Source organism: Cupriavidus sp. GW822-FHT02D05, from assembly GCF_058802485.1.
In genome coordinates this window covers 366,595-375,255 of the sequence record NZ_JBXAOE010000003.1, presented here as the reverse complement: position 1 = coordinate 375,255, position 8,661 = coordinate 366,595, and the positions used below count along the sequence as shown (strand labels likewise).

The following is an 8,661-nucleotide window of genomic DNA, read 5'->3' as shown; positions in this document are numbered from 1 at the left end:
TGAAACGACTCCACGCCGATGATAGTGCGGATACCCGTGTGAAAGTAGGTAATCGCCAGGCTCTCCCTTGAAACCCCCCAGTACGAAAGTACTGGGGGGTTTTGCTTTTGCGCGATCGAAAGTGCAATCGAAGTAGCGACGGAAACAGCGCTGTCGCCACACCGGGAATCCCCGCGTCAGGGTACCCGAGCCTTCCTTCGCCCATATCCTTCTGTTACCGTTTGCCTCAAGCTCCGGCTTGGTCCGGCGTGACGCGGTTCGATGCATTGATGCAGTTCGAAAGATTGAAATAAGTCCGGGCCGATGCGCGCCAACAGGCGTGACCAGGCGGTGGCATCCAGGTTTGGGGGGCGAATGGCGGCCAGATTTTGCCTGTTGGTACTGACCAGCGTGGTAGGTGTGCTTGCTTTGACGGGTTGCGGCACACTCGGAACGGTGTCCCCGCCGCGGGGACCAATCCCGCTGTCGGGGCCCGGCGCCATGGCTGCGCTCTCGTCGAACGACTGTGGCAGTTTTGCTGCGCACATTGAGCAGCTCAGGCTAGCCGAACCGGCGCAGACGCCGGTTTCCGCCGAGAGCGCGACAGCGGGCCTGATCGCAACGAGCCAGGACCCAGCCGAAGCCGATCATGCCGAGTCCAGCGAGCCGGAAGAGCACCCTACGCTGAAGCGCCTGCCCTTATTCTCCGCGACACCAAGCGGGCTTAGCAAGCCGGCAGGCTGGCAGCCCTGGACCGTCAATCGCAACAAAATTCCCACGCGCTATACCCTGACAGAAGTCGACCAACGCATGGTGTTGCATGCCGAAGCCGACAGTTCTGCATCCGGCCTGTACGTACCACTGGTCGGGCGCGACCCGGGCATGCTGAACTGGACATGGAAAACGCGCGACGTCATCCGTAGCGCTGACAACTCACTGGCCCCGCGCGAGGACTCGCCGCTGCGCATCTTCGTCGCCTTCGATGGCGACAAAGGCAGCCTCTCGTTAAAGGATCAACTGATGTACGAAATGGCGCGGCTGACAACGGGGCGAGAGATGCCTTATGCGACGTTGATGTACATCTGGGGCGGGCGCAAGCCTGAAGGATCCGTGGTGTCGAATCCGCACACTGAGCGTGTGCGGATGATCGTGGTCGACTCCGGTCCCCGGCATACCGGCGAATGGCGTTGCCACCGGCGCGACCTGCGCGCCGACTATCGCAAGGCCTTCGGGGCCGATCCGGGCAAGGTGGTGGCGATCGGCCTCATGACCGATACCGACAACACCAGGAGCCGCGCCGAAAGCTGGTACGGCGACATCGCGCTGGACTGATGCGCGCTCAAGCCGGCGCGAGCCACTTCTCCGCCAGCTTCACGAAGAAGGTCGAGCCGACCGGCAGGATCTCGTCGTTGAAGTCGTAGCTGGGGTTGTGCAGCATGCAGGGACCAAGGCCGTGGCCGGCTTCGCGGTGTACGCCTTCGCCATTGCCGATGAACAGGTAGCACCCGGGCTTTTCCAGCAGCATGAAGGAGAAGTCCTCGGCGCCCATGGTCGGCTCGATCTTGCCGTCGACATTGCCCGCGCCTACCAGCTCGCTCGCCACTTCGACGGCGAACGCGGTTTCCGCTGCGCTGTTGACGGTGGGCGGATAGTTGCGGTGAAATTCGAAATCCACGGTGCAATCGAAGGCGCTCGCAACCGCCTTGGAGACTTCCTCCATGCGGCGCTCGATCAGGTCCAACACCGGCAGCGTGAAGGTGCGCACCGTGCCGCCGAGCCAGACCTGGTCCGGCACGATGTTGGTGGCATCGCCGCCGTGGAACTGCGTGACCGAGATCACGGCGGCATCGATCGGGCGCTTGTTGCGGGTAATGATGCCCTGCAGCGCGGACACGATCTGCGCACCGGTGAAGACCGGGTCGTTGCCGTTGTGCGGCAACGCAGCATGCGCGCCCTTGCCGCGCACGACGATGCGGAATTCATTGCTCGACGCCATCAGCGGGCCGGCGGTGGTGCCAAAGCTGCCGGCCGGCATGCCGGGCCAGTTGTGCATGCCGAACACGGCATCGCACGGGAAGCGCTCGAACAGGCCATCCTTGATCATCTCGCGCGCGCCGCCTCCGCCTTCTTCGGCCGGCTGGAAGATCAGGTTGATGGTGCCATCGAAATTCCGGTGCTCGGCCAGATAGCGTGCCGCACCTAGCAGCATTGCGGTGTGGCCGTCATGGCCGCAGGCATGCATGCGGCCGTCGTGCTGTGAGCGGTGGCCGAAGGTGTTGGCCTCCTGCAGCGGCAGGGCATCCATGTCGGCGCGAAGGCCGATGCTGCGCTTGCTGCTGCCGTTGCGAATCACGCCGACCAGGCCCGTGGTGCCAAGGCCGCGATGGACCTCGATGCCCCAGGCAGCGAGGTTCTGCGCCACCACGTCGGAAGTCCGTTCCTCCTTGAAGCAAAGCTCCGGATGGGCATGGATGTCGCGTCGGATGCCGCGGATTTCAGGCTGCGCCTGAAGAATTTCGGGGATGAGTGTCATGATGCCAGTTGAGGGCGATGGATACCCCGATCATACGACGCCTTAGTCCAAAGCGCCAAAACAGGCGCCCGGCACGACACTTCCGCCACTTTCACCGGCGCTCCCGCAGCGCATCACCGCCAACCAGCGCGGGGGTTTCCCCGCATTGCCCCGCATGGTGCAGTGCTGGAACAGTTCATGCTTGATGTGCTTGCCTGGCAACGTTGCCGCCTGTTGCGTCCGTGGCCGCACCAAAATGCGGCGCATGGCCTGATTTGCCTGCGCTGCCCTTAGTAGTCATTTGCTACATTTCTTCCCTGGAGAATTGCGCGATGTCCCTTCGCACATGCAAGAAGGCATTCGGTGCCATGGTGGTAACCGCGGCCATGAGCTTCGGTTTTGCCAGCCAGGCCCACGCGGTCGATTTCAAGCTGGCCATGAGTTCGCCCCCGACCTCGATGGATCCGCACTTCTACAACCTGTTCTCCAACATCAACGTCTCCGAGCACATGTTCGAGTGCCTGGTGAAGATGGATGCGGACAGCAAGATCATTCCCGGCCTGGCCGAGTCCTGGAAGCTGGTGAACAACCTGACCTGGGAATTCAAGATCCGTAAGGGCGTGAAGTTCCACGACGGCTCGGAGCTCACCACCGACGATATCGTCTGGTCGCTCGAGCGTCCGTCCACCATCCAGAACAGCCCGGGCAAGTTCGACGTCTACACCAAGGCGATCATCAACAAGAAGGTGATCGACAAGTACACCATCCAGCTCACCACCAACACGCCGTACCCGCTGATGCTGAACGACCTGACGTCGATCTTCATCGTGCAGAAGAAGGCCACGCAGGGCCTGACCTCGGACGACTTCGCGCAAGGCAAGGGCATGATCGGCACCGGCCCCTTCAAGTTCGTCAGCTACGCGCGCGACGACCGGGTCGAGCTGGTGAAGAACCCCGACTATTGGGGCCCCAAGCCCGCCTGGGACAAGGTGACGCTGCGCTTCATCCCGAACCCCGCCACCCGCATGGCAGCGCTGTTGTCCGGCGACGTGCAGGCGATCGAGAACGTGCCGACGCCGGACCTGCCGCAGGTGCGCAAGGATCCGAAGCTGTCCTTCTTCTCCAAGATCTCGCATCGCGTGATCTACCTGTACACCGATGACAAGAAAGACAAGTCGCCTTTTGTCACCACCAAGGAAGGCGCGCCGATGGACAAGAACCCGCTGAAGGATGCGCGTGTGCGCAATGCCATCAGCATGGCCATCAACCGCCAGGGCATCAAGGACCGCCTGATGGAAGGCCTCGCCGAGCCGACCAACAACCTGGTGCCGCCCACCCTGTTCGGCTACAACCCGAACCTGAAGACGGTCAAGTACGACCCGGAAGGCGCCAAGAAGCTGCTGGCCGAGGCGGGCTATCCGAACGGTTTCGGCATCACCCTGCACACGCCGAACAACCGCTACGTCAACGACGAGAAGATCGCTCAGACCATTGCGCAGAACCTGACCCGCATCGGCATTGCGACCAAGGTAGAGGGGATGCCGATGGCAACCTATTCTTCCAAGGGTATCAAGCACGAATTCTCGTTCGGCTTGCTGGGCTGGGGTGCGCAAACCGGCGAAGTGAGCTCGCCGCTGCGCGCGCTGCTGGCGTGCGAGGATCCGAAGAAGGGCTTTGGCACGACCAACTGGGGCGAGTACTGCAATCCCAAGATGGACGTGGTGCTGGAAAAGGCGCTGGCCACCGTGGATGACGGCGAGCGTTCCAAGCTGCTGCAGGAAGCTACCGCGATCGCCATCAACGATGGCGGTATCATCCCGATCCACCAGCAGGTGACCACCTGGGCCACCCAGAAGGGCATCACATACGTGCCGCGTACCGACGAACGCACGTACGCACACAATTTCAAGCCGCAGTGAAGCGAAGCCTTGGGCGGTAGCGGTGAGGCCGGGGAGCACGACCACAATGTCGCGCTCCCCGGACACAAGATCATCTGCAGGTAAAAGCGGGAAGCGTCCGCGGTCTGGGTGGCCGCTTCCCGGCGAATCATCCCCGGACGGTAGCCGGGCCTAGCCACGAGCCGACTGCCGGTGCAGCCAGGCGGCGCCCACAGGCGCCGTGGCCTGTCATCGGCGAAGGAAAGCTTCCGAACATGCTGGTTTTCATTATTCGGCGCCTGATGCAGAGCGTAGTCGTGCTCTTCGTCATGTCGCTATTGGTTTTCCTGGGCGTCTTTGCCATCGGCAACCCGGTCGATATCCTGATCAATCCTCAGGCCGACCAGGAAGACATCAAGCGCACCATCGCGGCGCTCGGACTCGACAAGCCCCTCTGGGAACAATACTGGATCTTCCTGCGCAACGCGCTGCACGGGGACCTTGGCACCTCGTTCGCGCACGGCACGCCCGCGCTCAAGCTGATCTTCGAGCGCATGCCGGCCACCATGGAACTGGCCGTGTGCGCCATCCTGCTGGCCGTGCTGCTCGGCATCCCGCTCGGGCTGTGGGCGGGCCTGCGTCCTGGCGGCGTGGCTGGCAAGACCATCATGGGTGTTTCCATCCTCGGCTTCTCGCTGCCCACCTTCTGGGTCGGGCTGATGCTGATCATGGTGTTCGCGGTGCAACTGGGCTGGCTGCCGTCCAACGGGCGCGGTGAAACCACCTCGCTGCTAGGCATCCCCGTCAGCTTCCTGACGGTGGACGGCCTGCGCCACTTGCTGCTGCCGGCGGTGACGCTGTCGCTGCTCAATATCGCCATGGTGATCCGTCTCACGCGGGCCGGCACGCAGGAAGCGATGCTGATGGATTACGTAAAGTTCGCGCGGGCCAAGGGCCTGTCGAATACGCGCATCGTGGGCGTGCACGTGCTCAAGAACATCATGATCCCCATCGTCACGGTGATTGCCCTGCAGTTCGGCTCGATCATCGCCTTTGCCATCGTGACCGAATCGATCTTCGCCTGGCCCGGCATGGGCAAGCTGATCATCGATTCCATCCAGTTGCTCGACCGGCCGGTCATCGTGGCCTACCTGATGGTGATCGTGACGTTGTTCATCCTGATCAACCTGCTGGTGGACATCATCTACAGCGTGCTCGATCCGCGCGTGCGTATCGCCGACAACAAGGGCTGAGCTCATGACAACCGCAACCGAAACCACCGTGGCCCCGCCGCTAGCCGAGCAGACCCCGCTGCGGCGCTTCGCCAGCCAGTTTTTCTCGAGCAAGATCGCCGTGACCGGCCTGACCTTGCTGATCATCATCTTGCTGATCGCGCTGTTGGCGCCCTGGCTGTCGCCGCAGAACCCGTATGACCTCGCTACGCTCGACGTGCTCGATGCGCGCATGGCCCCGGGCGAGCAGTCCGGCAGTGGCATGACCTTCCTGCTTGGCTCGGACGAGCAGGGCCGCGACATTCTCTCGGCCGTGATGTACGGCCTGCGCATCAGCATCGGCGTGGGCGTGGTCAGCACCGTGATCGCGCTGCTGCTGGGTGCCACGCTCGGCCTGATCGCCGGTTTCCTCGGCGGCCGCGTCGAGGCCATCATCATGCGCGTGGCCGACCTGCAGCTGTCGTTTCCGCCCATCCTGCTGGCGTTGATCCTGCTGGCGTTCCTGCGGCCCGGCATCGGCAATATCGTGATCGCGCTGGTGGCGGTGCAGTGGGCTTACTACGCCCGCACCACCCGCAGCGCGGCGCTTGTGGAGCGGCGCAAGGAATATATCGAGGCCGCCACCTGCCTGGGCCTGCCGCCGGGGCGGATCATGTTCCGCCACCTGCTGCCCAACTGCCTGCCGCCCCTGATCGTGATCGCGGCACTGCAGGTGGCGTCCGCCATCACGCTGGAGGCCACGCTGTCCTTCCTTGGCCTGGGCGTGCCCATTACCGAGCCGTCGCTGGGTTCGCTGATCGCCAACGGACAGCAATACATGTTGTCCGGCAAGTACTGGATCAGCTTCTTCCCGGGCATTGCGCTGGTGGTCACCATCGTGGCCATGAACCTGGTCGCCGACCAGCTTCGCGATGTACTCAATCCGCGCCTGCAAACGCAGTAACGCAGCACGACAGGAGCGAATATGAGCAAACCGACCCTTGTGGTGGAAGGCCTCAAGACCCAGTTTTTCACGCGCGGCGGTGTCGCGCGCGCCGTCGACGATGTCTCGTTCTCGGTTGATCGAGGCGAGATCATGGGCCTGGTGGGCGAGTCCGGATCGGGCAAGTCGATGACCGGCTACTCGATCATGGGCCTGATCGATCCGCCCGGCAAAGTGGTGGATGGCCGCATCGAGCTGACCAGCCGCGACGGCGTCACGCGCGACCTGCGCAACCTCACGCCGGCCCAGATGCGCGATGTGCGCGGCAACCGCATCGCGATGATCTTCCAGGATCCGATGATGACGTTGAACCCGGTCCTGCGCATCGACACGCAAATGATCGAAGCCGTGCTGGCGCATGAGAAGGTCGACAAGGCGGTGGCGCGCGAGCGCTCCCGCAACGCGCTGGCACGCGTCGGCATTCCTTCGCCGGACGAGCGCCTGCGCGCCTATCCCCATCAGTTCTCGGGCGGCATGCGCCAGCGCGTGGCGATTGCCATCGCGCTGCTGAACAAGCCCGACCTGATCATCGCCGACGAGCCCACCACCGCGCTGGACGTAACCATCCAGGGCCAGATCCTGTACGAGATGCAGAAGCTGTGCCGCGAGTCCGGCACCGCGCTGATCTGGATTACCCACGACCTGTCCGTGGTGGCCGGCCTGGCCGATACCGTGTGTGTGATGTACGCGGGCAAGATCGTCGAAGCCGGCGATGTGCGCCAGGTGCTGGAGCGGCCCGAGCATCCCTACACGCACGGCCTGATCAGCTCCGCGCCGTCGCGCAACCCGCGTGGCGCGCCGCTGCGGCAGATTCCCGGCATGACGCCATCGTTGCTGAACCTGCCGGCCGGTTGTGCTTTCCGCGAGCGCTGCGCTTACGCTACCGATGTGTGCAAGACCGCGCCGCCGCTCGACACCGCGGCAGACGGGCGCCGCCTGCGCTGCTTTCATCCGGTTCTCTCCCAGCAGGAGGCCGCATGAGCGCCGCCGTTGTTGATCCCGCCCTCGCCGCCATGACAACTGATTCCAGCGCGGAACCCACGCCCAACGCGCCCATCCTCGAGTTGCGAGGCGTGTCCAAGCGCTTCGTCAAATCGCTCGACGCCGCAGCCAAGATCGCCAATCTCTTCGGCGCTGGGGCGAAGGAGGAGGTAGTGCATGCGGTCGACCGGGTCGACCTGTCCATTCGCGCGGGCGAGGTGGTGGGCCTCGTCGGCGAGTCCGGCTGTGGCAAGTCCACGCTGGGCCGCATGGCGGTGGGCCTGCATTCGCTGACCGAAGGCTCACGCTTGTGGCGGGGCGTTGACCTGGACCGCCTGCCGCCGGAAAAGAAGCGCGAGAAGCAGCTGGCGATCCAGATGATCTTCCAGGATCCGTATGCATCGCTGAATCCGCGCCTGCGCGTGATGGATATCGTTGGCGAGGCGCCGGTCGTGCACGGCATGGTGCCGGCCAGCGAGCAGAAGCGCTACGTGGAAGACATGCTGGTGCGCGTGGGCATGGACCCCACCGTGCTGCGGCGCTTTCCGCACCAGTTCTCGGGCGGGCAACGCGCGCGCATCGGCATAGCGCGTGCGCTGGCGGTCAAGCCGGAATTCCTGGTGTGCGATGAGTCGGTGGCGGCGCTGGATGTCTCGATCCAGGCGCAGGTGCTGAATCTCTTCATGCGCTTGCGGCAGGACTTGAACCTGACCTACCTGTTCATCAGCCATGACCTGGGCGTGGTCAAGCACATCAGCGACCGGGTGGTGATCATGTACCTGGGGCGGGTGGTGGAGTCGGCGCCGGCGGAAGATGTCTTCGCCAGCCCCAACCATCCCTACACGCAGGCGCTGCTGGCCGAGGCCCCGAAGCTGGAAGTGGGCAAGAAGACCTTCGTCGCGATCAAGGGCGAGATCCCTTCGCCGCTGAATCCGCCGCCGGGTTGCCATTTCCATCCGCGCTGCCCGCACGCGATGCCGCGTTGCCGGGAGGAGCAGCCGTTGTTGAAGGAAATCGCGCCGATGCGGTTTTCGGCTTGCCACCTGAACGACATGGCGTAGGTGCTGTCAGCACATGGCCCGTCTCACGCGTGCGCGA

The 8,661-nt window shown here is 63.8% G+C and carries 7 protein-coding genes; 6 read left to right on the top strand and 1 reads right to left on the bottom strand.

From position 1 onward, the window contains the following. Positions 1 to 480: 480 nt before the first annotated feature. Positions 481 to 1,311 carry a DUF3047 domain-containing protein gene (locus AC1RQK_RS06515; RefSeq protein ID WP_492808101.1) on the top strand — a complete coding sequence of 277 codons (831 nt, stop codon included), beginning with the start codon at positions 481 to 483 and terminating at the stop codon, positions 1,309 to 1,311. A gap of 7 nt (positions 1,312 to 1,318) precedes the next feature. Here AC1RQK_RS06515 and AC1RQK_RS06510 read toward each other — a convergent pair whose 3' ends face one another. After that, entirely contained in the window at positions 1,319 to 2,512 is a 1,194-nt protein-coding gene (locus AC1RQK_RS06510) for a M20 aminoacylase family protein (protein WP_492374464.1), read from the bottom strand. Between the two features lie 311 nt (positions 2,513 to 2,823). Here AC1RQK_RS06510 and AC1RQK_RS06505 point away from each other — a divergent pair, with 311 nt between their 5' ends. From AC1RQK_RS06505 to AC1RQK_RS06485, 5 genes are all read left to right on the top strand, one after another. Continuing rightward, on the top strand, positions 2,824 to 4,410 hold the full coding sequence (locus AC1RQK_RS06505; protein WP_043349901.1) for an ABC transporter substrate-binding protein: 1,587 nt from the start codon (positions 2,824 to 2,826) through the stop codon (positions 4,408 to 4,410). 233 nt (positions 4,411 to 4,643) lie between these two features. Next, on the top strand, positions 4,644 to 5,621 hold the full coding sequence (locus AC1RQK_RS06500) for an ABC transporter permease (RefSeq protein ID WP_006163472.1): 978 nt from the start codon (positions 4,644 to 4,646) through the stop codon (positions 5,619 to 5,621). A 4-nt stretch (positions 5,622 to 5,625) separates the two neighbouring features. Continuing rightward, on the top strand, positions 5,626 to 6,543 hold the full coding sequence (locus AC1RQK_RS06495; protein ID WP_492374462.1) for an ABC transporter permease: 918 nt from the start codon (positions 5,626 to 5,628) through the stop codon (positions 6,541 to 6,543). Positions 6,544 to 6,564: 21 nt separating this feature from the next. Further along, entirely contained in the window at positions 6,565 to 7,563 is a 999-nt protein-coding gene (locus tag AC1RQK_RS06490; RefSeq protein WP_492374461.1) for an ABC transporter ATP-binding protein, read from the top strand. After that, a complete protein-coding gene (locus AC1RQK_RS06485; protein ID WP_416049762.1) occupies positions 7,560 to 8,624 on the top strand; it encodes an ABC transporter ATP-binding protein in 1,065 nt (354 codons plus the stop codon). Before AC1RQK_RS06490 ends, AC1RQK_RS06485 begins: the two co-directional genes overlap by 4 nt. Positions 8,625 to 8,661: the final 37 nt, after the last annotated feature.